This is a genomic window from Isoptericola halotolerans, from assembly GCF_045689585.1.
GTDB lineage: Bacteria > Actinomycetota > Actinomycetes > Actinomycetales > Cellulomonadaceae > Isoptericola > Isoptericola halotolerans_B.
Window position 1 is genome coordinate 2,436,095 of record NZ_CP140108.1, and the last position, 25,414, is coordinate 2,461,508.

The 25,414-nt window shown below is 73.7% G+C and carries 18 protein-coding genes and 3 pseudogenes; 13 read left to right on the top strand and 8 right to left on the bottom strand.

The features are described from left to right. The first annotated feature begins 225 nt into the window (after nucleotides 1–225). The 3 genes from UQW22_RS11300 to UQW22_RS11310 are packed head-to-tail and all read left to right on the top strand — an operon-like array spanning nucleotide 226 to nucleotide 3,795. Entirely contained in the window at nucleotides 226–1,725 is a 1,500-nt protein-coding gene (locus tag UQW22_RS11300) for a hypothetical protein (protein ID WP_407317081.1), read from the top strand. Next, nucleotides 1,722–2,798 carry a hypothetical protein gene (locus UQW22_RS11305; RefSeq protein WP_407317082.1) on the top strand — a complete coding sequence of 359 codons (1,077 nt, stop codon included), beginning with the start codon at nucleotides 1,722–1,724 and terminating at the stop codon, nucleotides 2,796–2,798. The genes UQW22_RS11300 and UQW22_RS11305 overlap by 4 nt, the downstream gene beginning before the upstream one ends. A gap of 49 nt (nucleotides 2,799–2,847) precedes the next feature. Continuing rightward, nucleotides 2,848–3,795, top strand: coding sequence for a co-chaperone YbbN (locus UQW22_RS11310; protein WP_407317083.1), 948 nt, complete (start codon nucleotides 2,848–2,850; stop codon nucleotides 3,793–3,795). A 3-nt stretch (nucleotides 3,796–3,798) separates the two neighbouring features. Here UQW22_RS11310 and glgB read toward each other — a convergent pair whose 3' ends face one another. Beyond that, nucleotides 3,799–6,015 (bottom strand): 1,4-alpha-glucan branching protein GlgB, encoded by a 2,217-nt coding sequence (gene glgB / locus UQW22_RS11315; RefSeq protein WP_407317084.1) that lies wholly within the window; start codon nucleotides 6,013–6,015, stop codon nucleotides 3,799–3,801. A gap of 128 nt (nucleotides 6,016–6,143) precedes the next feature. Here glgB and UQW22_RS11320 point away from each other — a divergent pair, with 128 nt between their 5' ends. Both UQW22_RS11320 and UQW22_RS11325 read left to right on the top strand, forming a co-directional pair. Beyond that, entirely contained in the window at nucleotides 6,144–6,335 is a 192-nt protein-coding gene (locus UQW22_RS11320; protein ID WP_407317085.1) for a LacI family DNA-binding transcriptional regulator, read from the top strand. Between the two features lie 391 nt (nucleotides 6,336–6,726). Beyond that, on the top strand, nucleotides 6,727–7,161 hold the full coding sequence (locus UQW22_RS11325; RefSeq protein ID WP_407317086.1) for a substrate-binding domain-containing protein: 435 nt from the start codon (nucleotides 6,727–6,729) through the stop codon (nucleotides 7,159–7,161). 81 nt (nucleotides 7,162–7,242) lie between these two features. Here the strand turns inward: UQW22_RS11325 and UQW22_RS11330 are convergent, their stop codons facing one another. Next, nucleotides 7,243–7,452, bottom strand: coding sequence for a hypothetical protein (locus tag UQW22_RS11330; RefSeq protein WP_407317087.1), 210 nt, complete (start codon nucleotides 7,450–7,452; stop codon nucleotides 7,243–7,245). On the opposite strand from UQW22_RS11330, the pseudogene UQW22_RS11335 reads away from it, so the two are divergent. The 5 genes and pseudogenes from UQW22_RS11335 to UQW22_RS11355 form a co-directional block, all read left to right on the top strand. After that, nucleotides 7,451–7,876 (top strand): annotated as a pseudogene (locus tag UQW22_RS11335) (extracellular solute-binding protein); the annotation flags it as partial. The gene UQW22_RS11330 and the pseudogene UQW22_RS11335 overlap by 2 nt on opposite strands. A gap of 67 nt (nucleotides 7,877–7,943) precedes the next feature. Continuing rightward, nucleotides 7,944–8,447, top strand: a pseudogene (locus UQW22_RS11340) (glycosyl hydrolase 2 galactose-binding domain-containing protein); the annotation flags it as partial. A gap of 183 nt (nucleotides 8,448–8,630) precedes the next feature. Further along, a complete protein-coding gene (locus UQW22_RS11345; protein WP_407320794.1) occupies nucleotides 8,631–10,415 on the top strand; it encodes a glycoside hydrolase family 2 protein in 1,785 nt (594 codons plus the stop codon). Beyond that, complete coding sequence (locus UQW22_RS11350; protein WP_407320796.1) at nucleotides 10,412–11,419, top strand: glycoside hydrolase family 113; 1,008 nt, start codon at nucleotides 10,412–10,414, stop codon at nucleotides 11,417–11,419. Before UQW22_RS11345 ends, UQW22_RS11350 begins: the two co-directional genes overlap by 4 nt. A 585-nt stretch (nucleotides 11,420–12,004) precedes the next feature. Beyond that, a pseudogene (locus tag UQW22_RS11355) lies at nucleotides 12,005–13,116 on the top strand (alpha-galactosidase). On the opposite strand, the gene UQW22_RS11360 reads toward UQW22_RS11355, so the two are convergent. The 5 genes from UQW22_RS11360 to glgX all read right to left on the bottom strand — a co-directional run bounded on the left by UQW22_RS11360 (nucleotide 13,100) and on the right by glgX (nucleotide 22,496). Beyond that, the gene (locus UQW22_RS11360; protein ID WP_407317088.1) at nucleotides 13,100–14,530 is read right to left on the bottom strand and encodes a phosphotransferase; all 1,431 of its coding nucleotides are present in this window, start codon (nucleotides 14,528–14,530) and stop codon (nucleotides 13,100–13,102) included. The pseudogene UQW22_RS11355 and the gene UQW22_RS11360 overlap by 17 nt on opposite strands. Then, complete coding sequence (gene treS / locus UQW22_RS11365) at nucleotides 14,527–16,326, bottom strand: maltose alpha-D-glucosyltransferase (RefSeq protein WP_407317089.1); 1,800 nt, start codon at nucleotides 16,324–16,326, stop codon at nucleotides 14,527–14,529. The genes UQW22_RS11360 and treS overlap by 4 nt, the downstream gene beginning before the upstream one ends. Further along, nucleotides 16,323–18,398, bottom strand: a complete 2,076-nt coding sequence (locus UQW22_RS11370) for an alpha-1,4-glucan--maltose-1-phosphate maltosyltransferase (RefSeq protein ID WP_407320797.1) — start codon at nucleotides 18,396–18,398, stop codon at nucleotides 16,323–16,325. The genes treS and UQW22_RS11370 overlap by 4 nt, the downstream gene beginning before the upstream one ends. A 116-nt stretch (nucleotides 18,399–18,514) precedes the next feature. Continuing rightward, nucleotides 18,515–20,215, bottom strand: a complete 1,701-nt coding sequence (locus UQW22_RS11375) for an FAD-binding dehydrogenase (RefSeq protein WP_407317090.1) — start codon at nucleotides 20,213–20,215, stop codon at nucleotides 18,515–18,517. A gap of 40 nt (nucleotides 20,216–20,255) precedes the next feature. Beyond that, a complete protein-coding gene (gene glgX, locus UQW22_RS11380; protein ID WP_407317091.1) occupies nucleotides 20,256–22,496 on the bottom strand; it encodes a glycogen debranching protein GlgX in 2,241 nt (746 codons plus the stop codon). A gap of 164 nt (nucleotides 22,497–22,660) precedes the next feature. Here glgX and UQW22_RS11385 point away from each other — a divergent pair, with 164 nt between their 5' ends. Genes UQW22_RS11385 through UQW22_RS11395 form a run of 3 tightly spaced genes read left to right on the top strand, consistent with a single transcriptional unit; the run spans nucleotide 22,661 to nucleotide 25,156 of the window. Beyond that, complete coding sequence (locus UQW22_RS11385; RefSeq protein ID WP_407317092.1) at nucleotides 22,661–23,464, top strand: electron transfer flavoprotein subunit beta/FixA family protein; 804 nt, start codon at nucleotides 22,661–22,663, stop codon at nucleotides 23,462–23,464. A 14-nt stretch (nucleotides 23,465–23,478) separates the two neighbouring features. Beyond that, nucleotides 23,479–24,468 (top strand): electron transfer flavoprotein subunit alpha/FixB family protein, encoded by a 990-nt coding sequence (locus UQW22_RS11390; protein WP_407317093.1) that lies wholly within the window; start codon nucleotides 23,479–23,481, stop codon nucleotides 24,466–24,468. A 40-nt stretch (nucleotides 24,469–24,508) separates the two neighbouring features. Continuing rightward, nucleotides 24,509–25,156, top strand: a complete 648-nt coding sequence (locus UQW22_RS11395; protein WP_407317094.1) for a hypothetical protein — start codon at nucleotides 24,509–24,511, stop codon at nucleotides 25,154–25,156. Between the two features lie 15 nt (nucleotides 25,157–25,171). Here UQW22_RS11395 and UQW22_RS11400 read toward each other — a convergent pair whose 3' ends face one another. Next, on the bottom strand, nucleotides 25,172–25,414 hold the full coding sequence (locus UQW22_RS11400; RefSeq protein WP_407317095.1) for a MoaD/ThiS family protein: 243 nt from the start codon (nucleotides 25,412–25,414) through the stop codon (nucleotides 25,172–25,174).

The window sequence follows — 25,414 nt, forward strand, 5'->3', positions numbered from 1 at the left end:
GCCTCCGACACCCGAACGGGGGGTTCGATCCTCGCGAAACGGATAGATCGCCGGGGTGCGAGGGGCGGTGCGGTGGTCGTGAGGCCCGCAGCCGTGGGAGGCTCGAGGAAGCTGGTACCGGACTCGTGAAGGGTTCGTGAACCGATCCGGCCCAGGTGCCCTCGTGGTCCTGGCTGATCGCCACACCTCCTTATCCTGAGGTGTCTCACGTCGAAGGGAAGCTTGGTGCTGCAACGCATTCTCGGTGCCGTCCTGGTCGTCGCCGGCCTCGCCGCCATCGCGTTCGGGGTCGCGACGGCGACCGTCCTGCGCGAGTCGGGCACGGTCGTCGCGACCGCACGGCCCGTCGGTGACGGCACGATGATCGTCACCGACCCCGGGGTCCTCGACCTCGTCGACGACGACGTCACCGTCACCGCCTCCGTCTCGGCGGGCCAGGAGGTCACCGTCGTCGTCGGCCGCGACGTCGACGTGCTCGGCTGGCTCGGGGACGACCCCTACGCACGGGTGACCGGGCTGGCGGACTGGGAGACCCTCTCGACGTCGGCCGTGACGGCCGTGGAGGACACCGAGGACGCCGAGGCCGAGGAGACCGAGGAGGCGGAGCCCGCCGAGCCGGCGGACCCCGCGGGCTCGGACATGTGGATCACGGAGCTCTCCGCCGCGGAGGAGGTCAGCCTGCGCTGGAACGACCGTCCCGGACCATGGGTCCTGCTGGCGGCCGGGACCGGTGCCGCGCCCGCGGAGGACGGCGAGGACGCCGACGCCGAGAGCAACGATGCGGAAGCAGGGGCCGAGGAGGCCGTGGCCCCGACGCTCGAGCTCACCTGGGAGCGGGAGGTCGGCACGCCGCTGCTGTGGCCCGCCGTCGGGCTCGGTGGTGTACTGCTGCTGGTGGGCATCGTGCTCCTGATCGTCGGACGGCGGCGCCGGACGTCGCGGCGCGATCGCCGCTCGTCGGCCCCCGGCGCCGCGGCCGCGGCGGCGGACAGCCCCAGCAGCCCCGACTCGCCCGCGGCACCGGACTCGCCGGCGACGCCCGCCGCTCCCGCGGCGGACGCGACCGGTGGGCCCGCGTGGGCCGGGACGGCTGCCGGGACGACCTGGCCGGCGGTGGCCGAGCGACCGGATCCGGCCCGGACCGCCGTCTCGCCCGTCAGCCCGGGCACCGCATCGCCGGACGCGGCGCCGACGTCCCCGACCGAGCACTCGCCCGGCGACGGGCACGGCACCTCGCAGGGATCGAGCTCGGAGGACGCCACGGAGCAGGAAGGTTCCGGCACCGCACCGGTGCCCGTCGCCGGCCGCTTCTCACGGCGCTCGCGCCTGCGTCGTACCCGCTCGGCACCGGAACCGCCGCTCGACGACGCGGCGACGGAGGCGACGTCTCCGGACGCCGCGCCCGGGCACGACGCCACGGAGCTCACCGCGACGGGCTCGCAGCCGACGCTCCCCGACGGACGGCCGCTGACGCGGCGCGAGCTGCGCCGGCAGGAGGAGGAGCGCCGGGCGAGCGCGCCGTCGGGCATGGGCCGCGCGCTGCGTGCCCTGACCGGCCAGACCCCGGTGGTGTCGCCCGCCGACGCCGCCCCGCCGGAGACCGCCGAGCCTCCGGCGACCCCCGGACGACGCGCCGCAGCGTGGCGCGAGACCTGGGGCTTCGACGCCACGGCCACCGGGCAGCAAACGCCCCACGACGACCCGAACGAGGAGGGGACCCGATGACCGCCACGAACCCGCGCGCCGTGCGTCGCACGACCGCCGCCGTCGGGGTCGCGGCCACCGCCGCGCTCCTCGCGGGCTGTGCCCAGGAGCTGCCGACGCCCACGGCGGACGACCCGTTCACCGGCCCGGTGCTGACCGTCGAGCAGGAGGGGGCCGTGGTGGAGGACGTCGCGGCCGTCCTGGACGAGGCGGCGGCCGAGGAGGAGCCGAAGCTGCTGCGCGATCGCGTCGCCGGACCGGCGTTCGAGGTGCGCAAGAGCCAGATTCAGGTGGCCGCCGCGCGCGACGACGACTCGCTGATCACCGACATCCCCACAGACCTCGCGGCGATGATCGTGCCGACCACCGAGACGTGGCCGCGGGTCAGCTACACCATCACCCAGCCGACGGAGAACCTCGAGGTCCCGCGGATGGTCGCCTACCAGCAGGAGTCGGCCCGCGAGAACTACAAGCTGTGGTCCTGGGTCCAGCTGATCCCGGGCACCACGATGCCGAACTTCGCCGATCCCGAGGCGATCGGTTCCGAGGCGGTCGCCCCGGACGACGACTCGCTCGTGATGACGCCCACCGAGGCGCTCACCCGGTACGCCGACCTCGTCCAGAAGGGGCCCGACGACTCCGAGCACGCGGACGCCTTCGCGCTGCCTGAGGACAGCCAGGACCTGGTCAAGCGGGTCCAGGCCGACGCCCGCAACGTCCGCGGGGCGGAGAACTTCGAGGAGGCCGACGGGCGCTACCGCCTGACGTACGCCCCGCGCGAGGAGCCGCTCGCGGTGCGGACGTCCGACGGCGGTGCCGTCGTCATGGGCGTCCTCGACGGCAACGCGCGGCTCGACGTGGAGGAGGACGGCGTCATCCCGGCGTTCACCAACACCCAGACCGCGCTGCTCGACGGTGCGGACGAGACCAACGAGCTGTACATGGAGTACACCGACCAGGTGGCGCTCTACATCCCGCCGGCGGAGTCCGAGGAGCAGATCCGCCCGCTCGGCTACGCCCACGACATGGTCGACGCGGCGAACGAGATCCCGAAGGAGCGGAACACCGATCGCGAGGAGGCCGAGGAGGAGTGACCTCCCGGGACCCGTCCCACCCACCAGCACTTCTTCGTAGGATGAGCGCATGAGCAACCCCGTGCCCGAACCGAGCTTCAGCCCGCGCGGCGCCGTCGACCTGTCCGCGCTGAACCGCCCGCAGTCCCCGCCCCCCGGCGAGCCCGGCGGTGCCCCCACCGCCGGCGGGTATGTCGTCGACCTCACGGAGGAGAGCTTCCAGCAGGTCGTGCAGGACTCCACGAAGTACCTCGTGGTCGTCCTGCTGTGGAAGCCCACCGACCAGACGAACGCCGACCTGGCCACGACGCTCGGCACCATCGCCGACGAGCTCGCCGGCAAGTTCCTCCTGGGCCGCCTCGACGTCGACGCCCACCCGCAGATCGCCGCGGCCTTCCAGGCGGAGGGCGTGCCCACCGTCGTCGCCGTCCTGCAGGGGCAGCCGGTGCCGCTCTTCGCGGGCGGCGCGCCGGCCGAGCAGGTCCGCGGTGTCCTCGACCAGCTCCTCGCCGCCGCCGAGCAGAACGGCGTGACGGGCCGCGCCCCGGCGCAGGACGGGTCGGCGCCGGTCGCGGACGAACCGGTCGAGGAACCGGAGGAGCCGCTGCCGCCGCTGCACCAGGAGGCGTACGACGCGATCGAGCGGGACGACCTCGACGGTGCCGCCGCGGCCTACGCCAAGGCGCTCAAGCAGGACCCGAAGGACACCCAGGCCGTCGCGGGCCTCGCCCAGGTGGGCCTCATGCAGCGCACCCGTGGGGCTGACCTGCAGCAGGTCCGGACGGCGGGCGCGGACGCACCGTCCGACGTCGACGCGCAGCTCGCCGTGGCCGACCTCGACATGCTCGGTGGCAAGGTCGACGACGCCTTCGCCCGGCTCCTCGAGCTCCTCCCGGCGGCGGACGACGACGGCAAGGAGAAGCTCCGGACCCGGCTCGTCGAGTACTTCGAGGTCGTCGGTGTCTCCGACCCGCGCGTGGGCAAGGCCCGTCGGCACCTGGCGATGTACCTCTACTGACGGTTACGCACGGCGCAGCACGAGGCCACCGAGCGGCGGGACGCGCACGGCGAGCGAGTGCTCGCGACCGTGCCACGCGGTGTGCTCGGCGTGCAGCTCGCCGGTGTTGACCACGCCGGAGCCGCCGTAGCCGAGCGCGTCGGAGCAGAACGCCTCGACCCACGTGCCGCCGTCGGGCAGCCCGATCCGGTAGCCCTCGTGGGGCACCCCCGCGAAGTTGACGACCACGACGACGGGTTCGCCGTCGGCGGCGCGCCGCACGTACGCGAGCACGTTGCGGGCGCCGTCGTCGGCCTCGATCCACTCGAAGCCGGAGCCGTCGAAGTCGCGCTGCCACAGCGCGGGCGTGGCGCGGTAGAGGGCGTTGAGGTCTCGGACCGCTCGTTGGACGCCGGCGTGCCCGGCGTCGTCCAGGTGCCACCAGTCGAGGCCCCGGCCCTCGTCCCACTCGGCCTCCTGGGCGAACTCGGAGCCCATGAACAGCAGCTGCTTGCCGGGGTGCGTCCACTGGTAGGTGAGGAAGGCGCGCACGCCGGCGAGCTGCTGCCAGCGGTCGCCGGGCATCTTGCGCAGCAGCGACCCCTTGCCGTGCACCACCTCGTCGTGGCTGATCGGCAGGACGTACTGCTCCGAGAATGCGTAGACGAGCGAGAAGGTCAGCTCGCCGTGGTGGTGGCTGCGGTACATCGGGTCCTTGGCCATGTACCGCAGGGAGTCGTTCATCCAGCCCATGTTCCACTTCAGGCCGAACCCGAGACCGCCCGAGTCGGTGGGACGGGTGACGCCCGGGAACGCCGTGGACTCCTCGGCGATCATCATGACGCCGGGGCTGCGTCGGTAGGCCGTGGCGTTCGCCTCCTGCAGGAACGAGATGGCCTCGAGGTTCTCGCGTCCCCCGTGGACGTTGGGCGTCCAGCCGCCCGCCTCGCGCGAGTAGTCGAGGTAGAGCATGGAGGCGACGGCGTCCACGCGCAGGCCGTCGGCGTGGAACTCCTCGAACCAGTAGGTGGCGTTGGCCACGAGGAAGTTGCGCACCTCGCGCCGGCCGAAGTCGAACACGAGGGTGCCCCAGTCCGGTTGCTCGCCGCGGCGGGGGTCGGGGTGCTCGTACAGGGGCGTCCCGTCGAACCGGGCGAGGGCGAACTCGTCGCGGGGGAAGTGCGCGGGCACCCAGTCGAGGATGACGCCGATGCCCGCCTGGTGCAGCCGGTCGACGAGGTACCGGAAGTCGTCGGGGGACCCGAGCCGCGCCGTGGGCGCGAAGTACCCGGTCACCTGGTAGCCCCACGAGCCGCCGAAGGGGTGCTCGGCCACCGGCATGAGCTCGACGTGGGTGAAACCCTGCTCGACGACGTAGGCCGTCAGCTCCTCGGCGAGCTCGCGGTAGCCGAGGTGCGGTCGCCACGACGCCAGGTGCACCTCGTAGGCGCTGATCGGCCCGCCGTGCGGGTCGGTCGACGCGCGCCGCGCCATCCACTCGTCGTCGCCCCAGGTGTGCCCGCTGTGCGTGACGACGGAAGCCGTGGCCGGCGGCGTCTCGGTCGCCTTGGCCAGGGGGTCGGCCTTGGCGCGCCAGGTGCCGTCCGGGCCGCAGATCTCGTACTTGTAGCGGCTGCCGGCTCCGACGCCGGGGACGAAGATCTCCCACACGCCGCTGGAGCCGAGCGACCGCATGGGGTGCACCGCCGACCAGCGGTTGTGGTCGCCCACGAGCCGGACGCCGCGGGCGTTCGGGGCCCACACGGCGAACGACGTGCCCGTGATGTCCCCGCCCGCCGCGGGGTAGGCCTTCGGGTTGGCGCCGAGCACCTGCCAGAGGGCCTCGTGGCGCCCCTCGCCGATGAGGTGCAGGTCCATCTCGCCCAGCGAGGGCAGGAACCGGTAGGGGTCGTCGACCGTGGAGACGTGGTCGCCGTACCGTGAGCGGACCCGGTAGTCGGGGGCGTGGCGGCCGCCGTCGGCGTCCACGGGGACGGGGACGACGGCGGACCAGACGCCGGCCGCCTCGTGGCGGGCCGCGTGCTCGGTCGTCGTGCCGTCGGGGCCGGCCACGACCACCACGACCTCGTCCGCGAGCGGGCGCAGCACCCGGACCACGGCGAAGGCGCCGGCGGCGGGGTCGAGCAGATGGGGCCCCAGCACGGAGTGCGGGTCGTGCGTGGTGCCCTGCGCGACGGCGGTGAGGACCTCGGGATCGACGACGGGGGGCTCGGGTGTCATGTGCCCCACCCTTCCACCGCCACGAGGAGTTGTCAGGAGGGGCGGGCCGACGGCGGGCGGAACGGCCGCGGGCGGCGTGCCGTGCCGGCGGGCGGAGCACGTACGATCCTGGCGAGGAGAGGTGAGGAATGGCCCGCATCACGATCGCCGACATCGCCGACCGCGCCGGGGTGTCGACCGGAGCCGTGTCGTACGCGCTGGACGACCGTCCCGGCGTCTCGGCCACGACGCGCGAGCGCATCCTGGCGATCGCCGCGGAGATGGGCTGGCAGCCGAGCCAGGCGGCTCGCGCGCTGTCCGGGCCGAAACGGTGGGGCTGATCCTCGCCCGTGCCCCCGAGACGCTCGGCTTCGAGTCGTTCTACATGCAGTTCGTCGCGGGCATCGAGCAGGTGCTGTCCGAGCGCTCGTACGGTCTGCTGCCGCAGGTGGTCCCCGATGTCGCCGCGGAGATCACGGCGTACCGGGCGCTGGCGGGCCGCCCGCCGGGTGGACGGCGTGGTGGTGGTGGACCCTCGCCGGGACGACCCCCGGCTGCCGATGCTCACCGATGCCGACGCGTTGCCCGCCGTCGTCGTGGGCGACCCGACGCTGGCCGGCGGAGTCACCGCCGTGTGGACGGACGACGCCTCCGCGCTGCGCGAGTGCGTGCGGTTCCTCGAGGTGCTGGGCCACCGGCGGATCGGGCGGGTCTCGGGGCACGGAGGAGTTCGTGCACACCCACATCCGGGACCTCGCGTTCGTCGACGAGATGCGGGGCACGGACCTCGTGGGCCGCGTGGAGCGTGCGGACTTCACGCCCGAGGCGGGAGCCGCGGCCACCCGGGCTCTGCTGACGGCACCCGAGCCGGTCACGGCGGTCGTCTTCGACAACGACGTCATGGCGCTCGCCGGCCTGGGGGTGGCGCACGAGCTGGGTCTCCGGGTCCCGCAGGACCTGTCGATCGTGGCGTGGGACGACTCCCCGCTCTGCGAGGCCGCCTTCCCGCAGCTCACGGCCCTGAGCCACGACGTCACCAGCTACGGCGCGCACGTGGCTCGGCGGCTGTTCGAGCGGATGGAGGGCGCGCCGCACGGGAGCTTTCTCGACGCGACGCCCGCGCTGAAGGTGCGGGGCTCGACGGGCCCTGCGCCGTCGGCCGCCTGAGCGCGGCACACATCACGGGTCGGTCTCGGCCGCGACCGAGTGGTTGACCACGAATCACTTAACCGCTTAACGCGCGAGGCGTCACCCCGTCAGCGACGACAGGGACCGAGCAGACATGGCAACGAAGCACAGGATCACCGGCATGGCCGTCACCGTGGCCGCCGCGCTCGCACTGACCGCCTGCGGTGGCGGGACCCCCGGGAGCACGGACTCGGACGACGCCGACGGTGAGCCGTCGGGCGAGATCACCGTCATCACCCAGCGCACCGACATCGTCGACACGGTCTTCATGGACGACAAGGAGAAGTTCGAGGCCGAGTACCCCGACGTCACCGTGAACTTCGAGGCGCTGACCGACTACGAGGGCGAGATCGCCGTGCGGATGAACACCGCCGACTACGGCGACGTCCTGCTCATCCCGAACAGCGTCACCAAGGACCAGTACGCGACCTTCTTCGAGCCCCTGGGCACCGTGGACGAGATGGGGCAGACGTACCGTCTGGTGGAGGAGGCGGCGTACGAGGACCAGGTCTACGGCGTCTCGATCACCGTCAACACACAGGGTGTCGTCTACAACAAGAGGGTCTGGGAGGAGGCCGGGATCGCCGACCTGCCGACGACGCCGGACGAGTTCCTGGCCGACCTGCAGGCCATCGCGGACACCACCGACGCCGTCCCGTACTACACCAACTACGCCGACGGCTGGCCGCTGAGCCAGTGGGACGGCAACCCAGCCTTCCCCCCGCCGCACCGTCGAGCTCCACGAGGGCTGGACGGTCCGCAGCACGTCCCGAGCGGTGCCTGGCCACCTCGCCGCGCGGCTCGCCGGACCCGGCGTCCCCGCCGGTGTCCCGGGCAGCGTCCACACCGACCTGCTGACAGCGGAGCTGATCCCCGACCCGTACCTGGACGACAACGAACGCCTGCTGACGTGGATCGGTCGCAGCGACTGGGAGTACACGACGACGTTCACCCACCACGCCGACGGCCACGACCGTCACGAGCTGGCCTTCGACGGCCTCGACACGGTCGCCACGGTGCTGGTCAACGGCACCGAGGTGGCGCGAACCGCCAACCAGCACCGGTCCTACCGGTTCGACGTCACCGAGCTGCTGCGGGACGGTGCCAACGAGCTCGTGGTGCGGTTCGCCGCCCCGGTGCTGTTCGCCGACGCGCAGAGCCTCGCGCTCGGGCAACGCCCTCAGGTGAACCACTACCCGTTCAACGCGATGCGCAAGATGGCGGCCAACTTCGGCTGGGACTGGGGGATCGACGTGGCGACCGCGGGCATCTGGCGCCCGGTCCGCCTGGAGTCCTGGACGGCGGCGCGACTGGGCACGGTGACCGCCACCGCCACCGCCGGGATCCCTGCGCCCGGCGCACCTGCCGTCGGGCACCTCGACGTGAGGGCCGTCGTCGAACGGGCGCCGGGCGCACCGGACGGACCGCTCTCCGTCGTCGTGCGCGTCGTGGGCCACGGGGCCGAGCACACCGCCACCGTGACCCTGCCGGCCGGCGAGGACGTCGCGGCGGTGCGGCTCGACGTCCCCGACGCCGAGCTCTGGTGGCCGCGCGGGTACGGCGACCAGCCGCTCTACGACGTCGACGTGACCCTGGCCGGACCGGTCGCTCCCCTGGACACGTGGTCCGCGCGCACCGGGTTCCGCACGGTGCGCCTGGACATGACGCCCGACGACGACGGGACCTCGTTCGTCCTCGTCGTCAACGAGCGCCCGGTGTGGGTCAAGGGCGCCAACTGGATCCCCGACGACGCGTTCGTCCACCGGGTCGACCGTGCCCGGTACGCCCGCCGGGTCGCGCAGGCGGAGCCGGCCGGGATCAACCTGCTGCGGGTCTGGGGCGGCGGCATCTACGAGTCCGACGACCTCTACGACCTGTGCGACGCCCGCGGCATCCTCACCTGGCAGGACTTCGCCTTCGCGTGCGCCGCCTACGCGGAGGAGGAGCCGCTGCGCGCCGAGGTCGAGGCCGAGGCCCGCGACAACGTCGCCCGCCTCGCGCCGCACCCGTCGCTGGTGCTGTGGAACGGCTCCAACGAGAACGTCTGGGGCTTCCACGACTGGGGCTGGGAGCCGGTGCTCGACGGCCGCACCTGGGGACTGGGCTACTACACCGAGCTGCTGCCGCGCGTCGTGGCGGAGGTCGACGGCACCCGCCCGTACACGCCGTCGAGCCCGTGGTCGGGATCGCTCGACGTGCACCCCAACGACGTCGCCCACGGGTCGATGCACTCCTGGGAGGTGTGGAACCGCCTCGACTGGACGCACTACCGCGACGACGTCCCCCGGTTCATGGCGGAGTTCGGCTGGCAGGGGCCACCGACCTGGGCGACGCTCACCCGGTCCGTCAGCGACGACCCCCTGACGCCCGAGTCGCCCGGCATGCAGGTGCACCAGAAGGCGATGGAGGGCAACAAGAAGCTCAGCCAGGGCCTCGCGGCGCACCTGCGGGTCCCCGACGACACGGAGGACTGGCACTGGGCGATGTCGTGGAACCAGGCCACCGCCGTCCGGGTCGCCGTCGAGCACCTGCGCTCCTGGGGGCCGCGGTGCATGGGGTCGGTCGTCTGGCAGCCCAACGACTGCTGGCCCGTGACCTCGTGGGCCGCCGTGGACGGCGACGAACGGCCCAAGCCGCTCCTCTCCGCGCTCGGACAGGCGCACGCCGACCGGCTGGTCACGATCCAGCCGCGGGGCACCGGACGGGCGGGTCTCGCCGCGGTGCTCGTCAACGACACCGACGAGCCGTGGACGGGCGACGTCGTCGTCCAGCGGCTCGACCTCGCCGGGACCGAGCTCGCCAAGGCCCGGGAGCAGGTGCACGTCGAGCCGCGCGGCACCCTGACCGTGACGCTGCCCGACGACGTGACCGCGGTCGGCGACGCCGCGGCCGAGCTCGTGCACGCGACGGTCGACGGGGTGCGGGGGCTGTGGTTCTTCGCCGAGCCCCGCGACTCCGCGCTCGAGGCCCCGGCGCTGGAGACGGCCGTCGCCACCACCGACGGCGGGTACCGGGTCACCGTGCGTGCGGGGAACCTCGTGCGGGACCTCACGCTCCTCGCGGACAAGGTCCACCCGGACGCCCGCGTCGACCGGCAGATGGTCACCCTGCTGCCCGGCGAGAGCGCGGACCTGACGGTGCACGTGCCCGACGGCGTCGCCCTGGAGGCCGGCGCGCTGACGGCCGGGCGGGTGCTCCGCTCGCTCAACCAGCTCGTGGCGGGAGCCCGATGAGCGCGACGCTGCGACCGGCGTCGGGCACGGACGTCCCGGTGGTGCCGCTGCCCGGCGGACCCGTCCTCGGCATGACCTGGGGGTGGACCGGCGTGCGGGGCACGTGGGCGACGTCGCGGGCCGAGGACTCGATGGACGCGATGGTCACCGAGCTGGCCACCACGTGGACGGCCGTGACGTATGCCGCCGAGCAGGCGACCGCCCAGTCGACGCAGATCCTGTTCCACGACGCGCCGACGCTCTCCGACGACGAGGTGCGCTGGGCCGTGCGGGCGGCGAAGGCCCGGGGGCAGCAGGTGTGCCTCAAGCCGGTCGTCGACGTCGCGGACGGCACCTGGCGCGCCCACATCGGGTTCCTCCACCCCGACGTGCCGAACGAACCCACCTGGGACGAGTGCTTCGCCACGTACACGGCGTTCGTGGTGCACCATGCCCGGGTCGCGGCGGACGAGGTCGCGGAGATGTTCTGCGTGGGCTGCGAGATGGTGCGCGCCGACGAGCACGCCGACTCCTGGCGCGCGGTGGTGGCCGCGGTGCGCGAGGTGTACGTCGGCCTGGTGACCTACAACTGCGACAAGTACCAGGAGGACCGGCTGACCTGGTGGGACGCCGTCGACGTGATGAGCGCCTCGGGGTACTACCCGCTGGGGGAGTGGGAGGCCCAGCTCGACCGCATCGAGCCCGTGGTCGCCCGGGAGCGCAAGCCGTTCTTCTTCATGGAGACCGGCTGCCCGAGCCGCACCGGGTCGGCGGCCCTGCCCAACGACTGGACCCTGGCGGGTCCGCCCGACGGCGACGAGCAGGCCCGCTGGTACGCCGACATGCTCACCGCCACGGCGGCGCGGCCGTGGGTCCAGGGGTGGGTGCTGTGGGACGGGCCCGCCGCGCTCTACGCCCCGCGGGACGCCGCCAGGAACGACGACTACTGCCCGTCCGGCAAGCCGGCCGCCGAGGTGGTCGCCGCGACGTACCGGCGACCGGCCGCCGCGGAGGCCGCCCGGTGATCCACCTGCGTGCCGGGGGCGTGAGCCTCGTGCTGGACGTGAGCGACGGGCGCCTGCCGGTGGTCGTGCACTGGGGCGCGGACCTCGGGGAGGTGCCGGAGGACGCGCTGGGCGCCCTGCGGACCGCGACCCTGCCGCAGCCGTTCGGGTACCCCGTCGACGGCCCGATGCCGGACTCCGTGCTGCCCGAGGCGTCGGCCGGCTGGCCCGGGGTCCGCGGCGTGAGCGGCCACCGGGCCGGGGCGGCGCCGTCGACCCGGTTCGTGGTCACCGACGTCGAGCAGGCCGGACGCGCGGCGCCGTGGGCGGCCGGCGTCGTCGTGCGCGCCGTCGACCGCGCCGCCGGGCTGGGCCTCGTGCTCGAGATCGAGCAGGCCATCTCGGGGCTGGTGCGCCTGCGTGCCACCCTCACCGCCCTCCTTCCCGAGTTGTCAGAACGTGGCGCGGGTATACCGCCACCAGAGTCTGACTACGTGGAGCTCCCGCAGTTGTCAGACTCTGGACGCGGTACACCCGCGCCACGTTCTGACAACTCGGTGGACGTATGCCACCTACGGCACGGGGCTCGACGACGCGAGCGCGCGCGTGCACGACTGGCTGCGGGCCCGTCCCGGGCACCCCACGACGCCGCGCCCCGTCGTCGTCAACACCTGGGAGGCCGTCACCTTCGACCACTCCCTCGACCGGCTCACGGCGCTCGCGGACGCCGCCGCCGCGGTCGGGGCGGAGCGGCTCGTGCTCGACGACGGCTGGTTCGGCGCCGGCGGGACGACCGGGCAGGGCTGGGCGACTGGACCGTCGCGCGCGACGTCTACCCGGACGGGCTGGGACCGCTGGTGGACCACGTCCGCGGGCTCGGGATGGACGTCGGCCTGTGGGTCGAGCCCGAGATGGTCAACCCCGACTCGGACGTCGCCCGGTCCCGTCCCGAGTGGATCCTCACGGCGGCCGGGGGCAGGCCGGTCGGGCAGGCACGGCACCAGCAGGTGCTGAACCTGGCCGACCCCGGGGCGTACGCCCACGTGCTCGGCCAGCTCGACGCGCTGCTCGCCGAGCACCCGATCGCGTACCTCAAGTGGGACCACAACCGGGAGGTCGGCGACGCCGGGCTGCCGCCGTCGGGCCGTGGTGCCGTCCACGCCCAGACGCGTGCCGTCCACCGGCTGATGGACGAGCTGCGCTCGCGGCACCCGGGCCTGGAGATCGAGACCTGCGCCTCGGGCGGCGGGCGGGTCGACCTGGAGATGCTGCAGCACACCGACCGGGTCTGGGCGTCGGACTCCACCGACGCGCACGAGCGGACGGCGATCCAGCGCTGGACGTCGCTCCTCGTGCCGTACGAGCTGCTCGGTGCGCACGTGTCCGCTCCCGTCGCACCGACGTCGGACCGTGCGCTCCCGTTGGACTTCCGGTGCGCGGTCGCCCTGTACGCCTGGGTGTGCACGGCGTCGTCGGACACCTGGCCCCCACCGGCGGTGCGGCTCCCGGGGCTGGACCCCGATCGCACCTACCGGGTGGCGCTCGACGGGCCAGCCCGCGACCTCGACGGGATCGCCGCGCGCTGGGGAGCGTCGCCGCCCTGGGTCGAGGCCGGGGGAGCGGAGCTGCCAGGCCGCCTGCTGGCCGAGGTGGGCCTGGCGATGCCGGTGCTCTTCGCCGACCGTGCGGTGCTGCTGCGGGTCAGCGCGGCCGGGTGAAGACCCGGTCGACGGCGCCGAGCGGGATGGGCAGCCACTGCGGCCGGTGGTGCGTCTCGTAGACCACCTCGTACAGGGCCTTGTCGAGGACCAGCGCCCGGAGCACCAGCTCGGCGGTGTCGTCGTCCAGGCCTGCCAGGGAGCCCGTCGGGCGCGAGGCGACCGCGCGATAGCCGTCGATGAAGGCCGCGGTCGCCTCCGCCTGCCAGGCGGTCGGGTCCGACGCCGCGCCGACGGCGGCCGCGTAGTCGAAGGAACGCAGCATCCCCGCGACGTCGCGCAGCGGCAGGTCGGGGCGTGTGCGCTCGGCGACCGGTCGTTGCGGCTCCCCCTCGAAGTCGAGGACCTTCCACGCGCCGTCGCCGAACAGCGTCTGGCCCAGGTGCAGGTCGCCGTGGACGTGCTGCGTCGCCACGGGGTCCCGCAGGGCGGCGAGCCGGTCGTGCAGCTCGTCGAACAGGGTGGTGACGTCCTCGGCACGGTCCGCGAGCGACGGGGCGCCGGCCACCGCCCGCGCGGCCCGCACGCGCAGGCCCGCGACGAAGGCCGAGGGGTCGAGCGGCGGTCCGGTCGGCAGCACCCGGCCCAGGCGCTCGTGGAGCTCGGCGACGAGCCGGCCGAGCGCCGTCGCGTGGTCGGCGAACGACTCGTCCCGGCTCGCGACGTCGCACGCCAGCTCGAACCCGTCGGCCGCGTTGGGCACCAGCTCCGACATGATCGCCAGGTGCACCGTGCTTCCTGTCGGCTCTGGCGCCGACCCCGTGCCGCCCTCGTGGATCTCCAGCGCGCCGAGGAACCGGGGTACCCCGTCCCAGCCGTCCTCGGTCAGGGCCTGCGGGACCACGACGTCCGGGTGCGGCCCGTCGGCCACCGTGCGCAGGATCTTGAGCATGCCACCCGCGCCGCCGGGTGACGGGACGCCGGGCAGGATCACCGAGGTGTTCGACTGCTCACCGGCCAGCACTCGGCCCCGCTCGGTCACGCTCTCCGCGGGGCCCTCCACGCCCATCGCGCGGGCCAGGGTGAGCCAGCAGACCGGGTGGGCACCGCCGTCGTGCACCGCGATCTCGCCGGACGACGTGGTGACGGTGTCGATGAACCCGGGCCCGGGCGACCCCGGGTCCGTCAGCACCAGCGGGACCTGCACCGTCACGGCGCCGCCGGGCAGCGCGGGCCCCGTCAGGCGGGTGAGCAGCAGCACGACGTCCTCCGACGTCGCGGCCAACGGCTCGCCGTCGGGCCCCGTGGTGCTCTCCCCGCCGTCGCCGGACCCGAACGTGACGGCGAGCCACGGGTCGGCACGGACCTCGCCGTGCCCGGGGAACCAGCGCCGTGTGGGCAGCCAGGTGGCCAGGAGGGCCTCGATGCTCGGGTCGGGCCCCTCGGCTGCGGACCGCACGGCGACGTCGATCATGCCGGTCCGCCGTCGTCCCTGCGGGCGCCGCTGTCCGGCGGCGTGGCCACGAGCCAGTAGAAGTCCCGCGACCCCCACGACAGGCTGACCCGCCCGTCGGGCCCGACGTCCGGGAACTTCCCGCCCCCGAACAGGTCCGTGAGCGACCACCCCTCGAGCTCCGGCAGCTCGATCGTCGCCGCCCGGGCGGTGGCCGACAGGTTCGCCGCCACCACGAGGGTCTCGTCGTCGGTGCGGGTGAAGGCGAGGACCGCCTCGTCGTCGGCCTCGCACGCCGTGAAGGTGCCGGTGCCGAACGCCGGGTGGAGCCGGCGCACGGCCAGCATGCCGTGCACCCAGTGCAGCAGCGAGGACGGCTGGGCGAGCTGGGCCTCGACGTTGGTCTGCTGGTAGTGGTGCACCAGCGACTGGACCAGGGGCAGGTAGAGCCGCCCCGGGTCCGCCGTCGAGAAGCCGGCGTTGCGGTCCGGCGTCCACTGCATCGGGGTGCGCACGGCGTCGCGGTCCGGCAGCCAGATGTTGTCGCCCATGCCGATCTCGTCGCCGTAGTACAGGCACGGGCTGCCCGGCAAGGACAGCAGCAGGGCGTGCGCGAGCTCGATCTCCTTGCGCGAGTTGTCCAGCAGGGGGGCGAGGCGACGGCGGATGCCCACGTTGGCGCGCATGCGCGGGTCCTGCGCGTACCAGCCGTACATCGCGGCACGCTCCTCCGTGGAGACCATCTCCAGGGTGAGCTCGTCGTGGTTGCGCAGGAACGTGCTCCACTGCCCACCGGGCGCCGGGATCTCGGGGGTGTCGGCCAGGATGTCCAGGAGCTGGGTGGCCCGCTGGTCCTTGAGCGCGTAGTAGATGCGCGGCATCACCGGGAAGTGGAAGCACATGTGGCACTCGGGGTCCTCGGCCGTGCCGAAGTACTCCACGACCTCCTGCGGCCACTGGTTCGCCTCGGCGAGCATGATCCGGCCCGGGAACTCCTCGTCGATCATCCGGCGCACCCGGCGCAGGAACTCGTGGGTCCGCGGGAGGTTCTCGCAGTTGGTGCCCTCCTCCTCGAAGAGGTACGGCACGGCGTCCAGGCGGAAACCGTCGACGCCGATGCGCAGCCAGAACCGCGCGACCTCCAGCATCGCCTCGGTCACCTTCGGGTTCTCGAAGTTCAGGTCCGGCTGGTGGCTGAAGAACCGGTGCCAGAAGTACTGGCGCCGGACCGGGTCGAACGTCCAGTTGGACGTCTCGGTGTCGACGAAGATGATGCGTGCGTCCTGGTAGCGCGTGTTCTCGTCGGACCAGACGTAGAAGTCGCCGTAGGGGCCCTCCGGGTCGGCGCGCGAGGCCTGGAACCACGGGTGCTGGTCGCTGGTGTGGTTCATCACCAGGTCGACGACCACCCGGATGCCGCGGGCGTGCGCGGCCTCGATGAGGCGCTGGAAGTCCTGCAGGGTCCCGTACTGGGAGGCGATGGCGGTGAAGTCGGCGACGTCGTAGCCGCCGTCGCGCAGGGGCGACGGGTAGAACGGCGGCAACCACAGACAGTCCACCCCGAGCCACTGCAGGTAGTCGAGCCGGTCGACGATGCCGCGCAGGTCGCCCGTGCCACCGCCCTCGGTGTCCGAGAAGGCCCGGACGATCACCTCGTAGAAGACCGCCTTGCGGTACCAGTCCGGGTCGTCGCTCAGGCCGGGCTTGGCCAGCGGGGGCGGTTCCGGCTGCTGGCGCGGCGGGAGAGCCTGGACGGGGATCTGACGCGTGATGGGGCGCGGCACCTCGACGCCCCCTGCGCTCACCGACGCGTTCATGCCGGACCGATCTTCAGGACGTGGGCCACCTGCTGGTTCGGATCGAGTCGCACGTACGGATGCTCCCCCCAGGGGAAGGACTCCCCGGACAGCAGGTCGTGGGCGGTGAAGAACGGCTGGTCCTCGACACCCTCGGGCCGGGCCAGCCCGAGACCCTCCAGGTCGAGCAGCACCGTCGACTCCTGGACCTCGTGCGGGTCCAGGGTGAGCACGACCAGGACCACGTCGTCGTGCGTCGCGTGCGAGGAGGCCGCGTGCCCCCCGGCAGCGGGCAGGTGCTCGGCCCGCACACGGCGGGAGAACGCCACCACCTGGTCGTTGGTGGTCGGGTGGACCGTGAGGTTGCGCAGCTGCTGCAGGGCCGGGTGCGCGCGCCGGAGCTCGTTGAGTCGTCCCAGCAGCATCGAGATGCCGAGGTCGTCCGCCCGCGACCAGTCGCGCGGCCGGTACTCGTACTTCTCGTTGTCGATCTGCTCCTCGACGCCGGGCCGCGGCACGTTCTCGACCAGCTCGTAGCCCGAGTAGATGCCCCAGGTGGGGGCCCCGGTCGCCGCGAGCACGGCCCGGATCGCGAAGCCCGCGACCCCGCCCTGCTGCAGGTACGGCGGCAGGATGTCGTGCGTCGTCGGCCAGAAGGCGGGGCGCAGCACCGCGCCGGACTCCCCGGAGACCTCCTGCAGGTACTCGAGGACCTCCTCCTTGGTGTTGCGCCACGTGAAGTACGTGTACGACTGGTGGAAGCCGATCCGCGCGAGGGTGGCCATCATGGCGGGCTTGGTGAACGCCTCCGACAGGAAGATCACGTCCGGGTCGGTCGCGTGGATCTCGGCGAGCAGCCACTCCCAGAAGTCCAGCGGCTTGGTGTGCGGGTTGTCGACCCGGAACAGGGTGACGCCCCGGTCGATCCACAGCCGCACGATCCGCAGGACCTCGGCGTAGATGCCCGCCGGGTCGTTGTCGAAGTTCAGCGGGTAGATGTCCTGGTACTTCTTCGGCGGGTTCTCCGCGTACGCGATCGACCCGTCGGCGCGGACCGTGAACCACTCGGGGTGCTCAGTCACCCACGGGTGGTCCGGCGAGCACTGCAGCGCCAGGTCCAGCGCGACCTCGAGCCCGTTCTCGTGCGCCTCGGCGACGAAGGCCTTGAAGCCGCGCTCGGTGCCCAGCTCGGGGTGGACGGCGTCGTGCCCCCCCTCGGGCGACCCGATCGCGTACGGGCTGCCCGGGTCGCCGGGCTGCGCGTCGAGGGTGTTGTTGCGGCCCTTGCGGAACGTGGTCCCGATGGGATGGACCGGGGTGAGGTAGACGACGTCGAAGCCCATGGCCGCGATGGCGGGGAGCCGCTTCGCCGCCGAGACGAACGTGCCGGACCGCCAGGTGCCGTCGCGCCGCTGCGTGGCGCCCTCGGAGCGGGGGAACATCTCGTACCAGGAGCCGGCGAGCGCCAGCCGGCGGTGGACGCGCAGCGGGTAGGTCGCGCTCGGGCTCATCATGCGGCGCAGCGGGATCCGGCGCAGGGCGTCCCGCACGGCGTGGGTGGTGGCCATCGCCAGGCGGGCCTCGGCCGGTCGAGTGGTGTCGGCGAGCTCCCGGGCCACGTCGGCGAGCAGCTCGGCGTCCTCGGGCGTGCGGCGGCGCTGCAGGCTCTTCGCCGTGATCTGCTCGAACAGCAGGGCGCCCTCGGCGAGCATGAGGTCGACGTCCTGCCCGGCCTCGACCTTGATGGTGGCGTCGTGCGCCCAGGTGGCGTACGGGTCCGACCATCCTTCGACCCGGAACGACCACTCACCGGTGGCGTCCGGCTGGAGGAACCCGCGGAACCGGTCCAGACCGGGGGACACGTCCTCCATGGGCGCCCACGAGTGCACCCGGCGGTCCGGGCCGAACAGGACGGCGGTGGCGTTGACGGCGTCGTGGCCCTCGCGGAAGACCGTCGCCTCGACGGGGACGACCTCGCCCGGGGTGGCCTTGGCGGGCCAGCGGCCCCCCTCGATCACGGGGGACACCTCGATCACGGGGATGCGGCCGACGGGTCGGGGCGGTGCTGGTTGGGGCGACGTCACGCACCCCACGCTAGTCACGGCGTCGCCGCTGTGCGCGACAACACCCCGCTCGCCGCCAAGTAGCACCTGCTGTTCTCCGGGAGGACGCCGCGGGTACTCCTGGAGAGCAGGAGGTCCGACGCGCCTCAGGAGGTTCCCGCGGCCAGCGCCCGACCCGTGACCCGCCCCGTGTGCAGGCAGCCACCGAGGAAGGTCCCCTCCAGGGCGCGGTGCCCGTGCACCCCGCCGCCACCGAACCCGGCCGCCTCGCCGACCGCCCACAGCCCGTCGAGCACCGACCCGTCCGGACGCAGCACCCGGCCCGAGGGGTCGCACCAGAGCCCGCCCAGCGTCTTGCGGGTCAGCACCGACAGCCGCACGGCCAGCAGCGGTCCGTCCTTGGGCGTCGTGAGCGGCCGGGGCGGTGAGACGCGGATGAGCCTGTCGACCCGGAAGTCGCGCGCTGCCCGCGTGGCCACCACCTGCGGGTCCTTGCCGAGCCCGGAGGCGACCTGGGCGTCCCGCGCGCGGACGACGGCGGTCAGCGCGGCGGGGTCGATCCGCCCGCGCGACCCCGGGGTGGCCTCGGTGAGCGCGTTCATCTTCCCGGCCAGCTCCTCGGGGGTCTCGGCCCACAGGAACTCGGGGGACTCCGCGGCGAACCTCGCCACCGGCCCGACGGCGCCGGGCAGCACCCGCTGGGCGAGCAGCCGCACGTCCTTGCCCGTCAGGTCCGGGTTCTGCTCGGAGCCGGACAGGGCGAACTCGGAGTCCATGATCGCCTTGTTGAGGACGAACCAGGAGTGGTCGTCACCGCGGGCGGTGACGTGCTGCAGGGCGCCCAGGGCGTCGAAGCCGGGGAACAGCGGGGCGGGCAGCCGTCCGCCGTCGGCGTCCAGCCAGAGCGACGACGGGCCGGGCAGGATGCGGATGCCGTGGTTCGTCCAGACCGGCGAGTGGTTGGCGATCCCCTCGGGGTAGTGCCACATCCGATCCTCGTGCACGAGCGCGGCCCCGGCGTCGGCGGCGTGACCGAGCACCAGCCCGTCCGTGGAGTCCGGTACCCCGGACAGCATCCGGTCCGGCAGCTCGCCGTGCTCGGGAGACCAGCGTTCGCGCGCCAGGTCGTGGTTGGCGCCGATGCCGCCGGAGGCGACGACGACGGCGTCCGCGGCGATCTCCTCGGTCCCCACGACCTCGCGGGACGAGGGGGCGCCGCGGACCGCGCCGTCGTCGGCCAGGACCTCGGCGCGCACACCGGCGACGCGGCCGTCCGTGACGACCAGGTCGGTGACCCGGCGGCGGAAGCGCAGGTCGAGGAGACCGGCCGACCGCGCCTCCAGGGCAGCGGTGACGAACGGCGCGATGACCGCCGGTCCGGTGCCCCAGGTGACGTGGAAGCGCGGCACGGTGTTGCCGTGCGCGGTGCCCTGCCCCGGACCGAAGGCGTAGCCGCCCCGCTCGGCCCACTGCACCAGCGGGAACCAGCGCACTCCCTTGGCGTGCAGCCAGGCGCGCAGGTCGCCGGCGGCGGCCTCGACGTAGTGCTTGGCCCAGGCGTACCCGTGGCGGTCGGGGCCCTCACCGTGCTCCGCACCCGGGGCGAACCCGGCCGACCCGAGCCAGTCCGACCAGGCGAGCTCCGCGGAGTCGTGGACCCCGAGGCGGCGCTGCTCGGGGGAGTCCACGAGGAACAGCCCGCCGAACGACCACCAGGCCTGCCCGCCGAGGGAGGCCTCCGGCTCCTGGTCGAGCAGGACCACGCGGCGCCCGGCCGCGGTGAGCTCGGTCGCGGTGACCAGGCCGGACAGGCCGGCTCCGATGACGATGACGTCTGCGTCTGCCATGCGGGCAGTCTGTCAGAGGTCTCGGTGGGATCCCAGGGGGTCAGCGCCGCGCCACGAACACCTCGACGCTCAGCGCCTCCAGCGTCACGTGGCCGGGCTCTTCCGCGTCGTCGGCCTCGTCCGGCCCCGTCGGCGAGTCCCACGTGGAGCTCCAGGTGCGCTCCCACGGCCCGGCGCCGTCCAAGGGATCGGGAAGCGTGACGTCGGCGTCCTCGAGGCCGCCGTGGAGCAGCAGCAGGACGTCGGCCTCGTCCGGACCCGGGCCCGGACGCAGCATCTGGATGACCCGGCGTCCGTCGACGGCCCACGCCTCGTGGTCCATCGGGGTGCCCGCGTCGTCGAACCACAGCAGGTCCGGCACCTCCTCGCCGGGGCGCGGCGACCCGAGGAAGAAGGACTCGGCACGCAGGGCGGCGTGCTCCGCCCGCAGGTTCGTGAGGAATCGGGTCGTGGCGAGCAGCTCGCGGCCGGCGTCGTCCAGGTCCCAGTCGAGCCAGGACACCGGGGAGTCCTGGGTGTAGGCGTTGTTGTTGCCGCCCTGGGTGCGTCCCATCTCGTCCCCGGCCGTGAGCATGGGGGTGCCGGCCGACAGCAGGAGGGTGGCCAGCAGGTTGCGCTGGGACCGGCGCCGCAGCGGGACGACGGCGGACCACGGTTCGGTCGCGTCGTCGTGGTCGCCGTCCGGCGCGTGCCCCTCGACCCCGTGGTTCCAGGAGCGGTTGTCGTCCGTCCCGTCACGGTTGTCCTCGCCGTTGGCGTCGTTGTGCTTGCGGTCGAACGCCACCAGATCGGCGAGGGTGAAGCCGTCGTGGGCCGTGACGTAGTTGACGGAGGCGACCGGGCCGCGCATCAGCGGCGGGTCCGAACGCCCGAAGAGGTCGGCCGAACCGGCCAGCCGGGTCGTCAGCTCGCGCATCCCGTGCATGGGCTGCCCCTGGGAGCCCTGGCGGGGCGCCTCGAGCCAGAACGAGCGGGCGGCGTTGCGGAAGCGGTCGTTCCACTCGGCCGTCGGGGCGGGGAACTGCCCGGTCTGCCAGCCGCCGGGGCCCACGTCCCACGGCTCCGCGACGAGCTTGAGCCCGGACAGCACCGGGTCGGTCTGCAGCGCGACGAGGAACGGGTGGTCGGGCGTGAACCCCTCGTGGTCGCGTCCCAGCGTGACCGCCAGGTCGAAGCGGAAACCGTCCACGCCGACGACCTCGGCCCAGTAGCGCAGCGAGTCCAGGGCCAGCTGGACCACCCGGGTGCGCCGGAAGTCCAGCGTGTTGCCCGTCCCGGTGACGTCGGCCAGCCGCGCCGGGGTGTTGCCGTCGTGCAGGTAGTACAGGGGGTTGTCCAGGCCGCGCCAGGAGAGGAACAGGGCGTCGTCCCCACCCTCGCAGGTGTGGTTGTACACGACGTCGAGCAGCACCTCGATGCCCGCCTCGTGCAGCAGGTGGACCATGCCGCGCACCTCGTCCAGCACGGCCGCCGGACCGGCCTCCTGGGCCGCCCGGGTCGCGTACGCGGCGTGCGGGGCGAAGAACCCCATCGTCGAGTAGCCCCAGTAGTTCGCCAGACCCCGGCCCGCCAGCCAGGGCTCGGCCGTCGAGGCGTGGACCGGCAGCAGCTCCAGGGTCGTCACGCCGAGCGAGCGCAGGTGCTCGATCACCGCCGGGTGGGCCGCGCCGGCGTACGTGCCGCGCAGCTCCTCGGGGACCTCGGGGTGCTGCTTCGTCAGGCTGCGCACGTGGGCCTCGTAGACCACGGTGTCGGCCCAGGGCACGCGCGGGCGGCTCAGCGGAGCAGGCTCGGGGAGATCGGCGACGACGACGGCGTGCGGTACGTACGGCAGCGAGTCCTCGTCGTCCGGGCCGCCGTCGTCGGCCGCGCCTCCGCCCAGCGTCGCCGGGACGTAGGCGACCTCGCCCCGGTAGCCACGCGCGTACGGGTCGAGCAGGAGCTTGGCGGGGTTGTGCCGCATCCCGGCGCCCGGGTCCCAGGTCCCGTGCACCCGGAACCCGTAGCGCTGCCCGGGTGCGATGTCGGGGACGTGCCCGTGCCAGACGCCGTAGGTCGGCCCGTCCAGCGCGACGCGACGCTCGGCGTACCGCGCCGGGTCGTGCTCGTCCTTGTCCGGGGCGACGACGTCGATGAGGCACAGCTCCACCCCGGCGGCGTGCGACGCCAGCACGGCGACGTCGATGCCGCCGTCGGGCGTGGTGCGCACACCGAGCGGGGGGACGTGGCTGCGCGTCCGGTTGGGTCGGGTCAGCGGGGTGACCTTGGGGCGGGCCTGCATGGGCCCATCCTGGACCAGGGCGCCGACAGCGACGAGCCGAGCACGGCCCGTGTCGCAGGATGCGGACGACGACGGGACCGAACGCCCGGGCCGAGTAGGCTCGCCCCTGGCGGCTCCGTGCCGCCAGCGTCCATCCGCCGAGCACCTGGATCGGAAGGTTCCCCGTGCGCATCGTCGTTCTCGTCAAGTACGTGCCGGACATCAACGCGGAGCGGAAGCTCGCGGACTGTCGGGTCGTGCGCGACCCGGCCGAGGGCACGCTCAACGAGCTCGACGAGAACGCGCTCGAGGCCGCCCTGCGCATCGTCGAGGCGCTGCCGGACGACGAGCGCGAGGCCGCCGAGGTCGTGGCCCTCACCGTCGCTCCGGCGGAGGGCGACATCGCGCTGCGCAAGTCGTTCCAGATGGGTGTCGACCGCGGCGTCCGGGTCTCGGACGCCGCGATCGCCGGGTCGGACTACTTCGGCACGACGGCGGCGCTCGCGGCCGCGGTGCGCCGGCTGGAGGCCGAGGGTCCGGTGGACCTGGTCGTCACCGGCATGGCCGCCCTCGACGGGCTGGGTTCCGTGGTGCCGGCGCTGCTCGCCGCCGAGCTCGGCCGGCCCGCGCTGACCTTCGCCAAGCAGGTGTCGGTCGCCGACGGGTCGTTGGAGATCTCGCGCGTGACCGACGAGGCGACCGAGACGCTGACGGCGCCGCTGCCCGCGGTGCTGTCGGTGGCGGACACCGCGAACACCCCGCGGTTCCCCAACTTCAAGCTGATCATGGCCGCGCGGACCAAGCAGATCGAGGCGTGGTCCGCCGCGGACATCGGCCTGGACCCGGCCACCACGGGGGAGGCCGCAGCTCGCACCGAGACGACGGTCGCTGCCCCGCGGCCCGAGAAGCCCGAGGTCGAGCTCGTCCAGGACAAGGGCGAGGGCGGCAAGGCCCTGGCCGAGTACCTCATCCGCAACGAGCTGGTGTGAACGGAGCCGCCCCGATGACTGAGCCCACGCACAACCGAACCGTCCTGGTCCTGCTCGACCCCGCCACCGAGGTGCGCTCCAGCGTGCTCGAGCTGCTCACGATCGGCCGCTCCCTCGGCCGGGTCGAGGCGGTCACCCTGGAGTCGCCCGGCGTCGAGGTGCTCGCCCAGCTCGGTGCGTACGGCGTCGAGACGGTGCACCAGGCCGAGCTGCCCGCGCAGGTGCGCGGCGACGCCCGCCACCTGTCCGCCGTCGTCGCCGAGGTGCTGGCCGCCGCCGTCCGCCTCACCGACGCCGACGTCGTGCTGGCACCGTCGACGTTCGCCGCCAAGGAGGCCGCCGCCCTGGCGGGGCGTGCCCTCGACGCCGGTGTCGTCATCGACGCCGCCGGGGTCGCCGAGGACGCCGCCGGTCACGTGGTGGCCGCCAAGCGGGTCTTCGCCGGGACGTGGGACACCTCGAGCCGGGTGACCACCGACGTGGCCGTGCTGACCGTCCGCGCCAACGCCGTCGTCGCCCAGCCCGCCGATGCCGCGGTCGCGACCGAGGTCGAGGGTTTCGCGGTGGAGGTCGGCGCGCCGCTGCCCACCGTCACGGCCCGGACGGCGACCGTTCGTGACTCGGACCGTCCCACGCTCGAGGAGGCGGCGATCGTCGTGGCCGGCGGGCGGGGCACCGACGGCGACTTCGGTCCCGTCCAGGAGTTCGCCGACGCCCTGGGTGCGGCGGTCGGCGCCTCGCGCGACGCCGTCTTCGAGGGCTGGTTCGACCGGTACGTCGGGCAGACCGGCGTGACGGTCGCGCCCCGCCTCTACATCGGTGCGGGCATCTCGGGGGCGCCGCACCACCGCGGCGGGATGCAGGCCTCCCAGGTGATCGTCGCGGTCAACAACGACCCCGAGGCGCCGATCTTCGAGATCTGCGACTTCGCGGTCGTCGGTGACCTGGCCGACGTGCTCCCGCAGGCCGCCGAGGTCATCCGCGCCCACCGGGCCTCCCAGTAGCCCGCCGCGACGGCGGTCGGTGCGGCGGTAGGTTGCCGCCATGTCCCTGCAGCGCTGCACCGACCTGTCCGCCGCCGACTGGATCATCCGGTCCAGCACGCCCACCTGGCAGCTGCTGACCTTCGGGCCGGACGTCTTCGAGGCGTCCGCCCGGCTGCGCCTCATCCCGGACCCGACGGCCCCCGGCCAGCACGAGGGTGACGTCGACGACGAGCCCGTCCATGTGGAGTCGGAAGGGGAGTGGGGCGCGCGGGTGCTGCGGGTCCTGACCCGCTGGACGACGACACCGCATCGGGTCTACTTCGCGGTGTGGCTGGGCGACGGCATGTCCGACGACGTCCCGCCCGGTCAGATGCTCGACCTCCCGGACCGGCCGGAGTGCGCGCTCCTGGCCGGGGACGCCGACGACCTCGAGCCCGGCCGGTCGGTGCTGTCCGGGCGGGGTCGGCCGCCGGCCATGGTCTGGCCCGAGGACCGTGCCTGGGTCATGGCCTGCGACGTCGACCCGCACTGGGCGGGCATCGGCGCGTCGACCGGCGCCGTCGGCGCACTGGTCCGGACGCCCGGGATCGACGTCGTGCCCACCGACCCGCGGGCCGCGCAGCCCGAGTACGACGGGCCGTCACAAGACGCCCGAAACCGGCCACCGCTGCCGCCAGGCTTCCGGTTCGGTCCCTACCGTCCGTGAGACCTGCGGGTCGGGTCAGCCGCCGGCGAAGGGCGGCAGGAGGTCGAGCGTCGCGCCGTCGGGCACGACGTCGCCGGGCGCGGCCCGGCGGCCGTCCAGCAGCACCGAGCAGCGGGACAGCACCGGGGCCGCCCCCGGCGAGCCCTGCGTGACGCGGCCGACGACGTCGCTGACGGTGGCGCCGTCGGGCACGGTCAGCGACTCGCCGGACCGGCCCAACGCCGCCCGGGCCGCCGCGAAGTAGCGCAGCTCGACCAT